This window comes from Streptomyces sp. NRRL B-24572, assembly GCF_002156145.1.
Lineage (GTDB): Bacteria > Actinomycetota > Actinomycetes > Streptomycetales > Streptomycetaceae > Streptomyces > Streptomyces vietnamensis.
In genome coordinates this window covers 1-1093 of record NZ_MWIG01000581.1, presented here as the reverse complement: position 1 = coordinate 1093, position 1093 = coordinate 1, and the positions used below count along the sequence as shown (strand labels likewise).

At 72.6% G+C, this 1093-nt stretch carries 2 protein-coding genes; both read left to right on the top strand.

Annotated elements, in window-relative coordinates; all coding sequences use genetic code 11:
* Window positions 1-377, top strand: a 377-nt coding sequence (locus CCN56_RS30500; protein ID WP_256962253.1) for an enoyl-CoA hydratase/isomerase family protein, incomplete at its 5' end; no start/stop codon positions are given.
* A gap of 85 nt (window positions 378-462) precedes the next feature.
* Window positions 463-981, top strand: coding sequence for an ATP-binding protein (locus CCN56_RS30495; RefSeq protein ID WP_179200037.1), 519 nt, complete (start codon window positions 463-465; stop codon window positions 979-981).
* Window positions 982-1093: the final 112 nt, after the last annotated feature.

Genomic DNA, 1093 nt, shown 5'->3' with positions numbered 1-1093 from the left:
TGCTCGGCCTGATCCCCGGCGCGGGCGGCACCCAGCGCCTGTCCCGGCTCGTCGGCCCCTCCAAGGCCAAGGACCTCATCTTCACCGGCCGGATGGTGAAGGCCGACGAGGCCCTGACGCTCGGTCTGGTCGACCGGGTCGTCCCCGCCGCCGAGGTGTACGAGCAGGCGCACGCCTGGGCCGCCAAGCTGGCGCAGGGCCCGGCCGTCGCCCTGCGGGCCGCGAAGGAGGCGATCGACCAGGGCCTGGAGGCCGACATCGACACCGGTCTCGCCATCGAGCGCACCTGGTTCTCGGCCCTGTTCGCCACCGAGGACCGGGAGACCGGGATGCGCAGCTTCGTCGAGGAGGGGCCGGGGAAGGCGAAGTTCGCCTGACGATCCTTCACGGCTCGGGTGACGATCCTTCACGGATGGGGGCCGATTCCGTCGGAACGGCCCCCGCGGACGCCTCCGTACGGCCATGATGGGGGGCATGGCGGGCCTGGAGGGTAGGGAACAACCGTGGCAGCGCGTGAGCGCCGCCGCACCGCGGTGGTCACCGGCCGTGGACGACGAACAGGCCGCCGACGCAGTGGAGTTGTACGGCAATCCGGCCGAGGAGGATGTCCGGCTGCCGTCCCGTCCCGAGTCCGCGTGGGTGGCCCGCAGGCTCACCCAGCACGTCCTGCTGCGGCAGTGGGCGCTGGGTCCGCAGATCGCCGAGCACGCGGTGCTCCTCGTCTCGGAGCTCGTCGGGAACGCCGTCCGGCACACCGGGGCCCGGGTCTTCGCGCTGCGGTTACAGCGGCGCCGCGGCTGGATCCGGATCGAGGTGCGCGACCCCTCGCGGGGACTGCCCTGTCTGATGCCGGTGCACGAGCTCGACATCAGCGGCCGCGGCCTCTTCCTCGTCGACAAGCTCGCCGACCGCTGGGGCGTGGACCTGGCGCCGCGCGGCAAGACGACCTGGTTCGAGATGCGGGTCGCCGACCGCCCCTGACGGCGTGATCCCGGAACGCACGGAAGCCCCCGTGCGCCGTGGTGGGGTGCGTGGGGGCTTCCAAGTGGTGCGCCGTGGACGGGGGGGTGTTATCCACGGCGCACCACTTGGA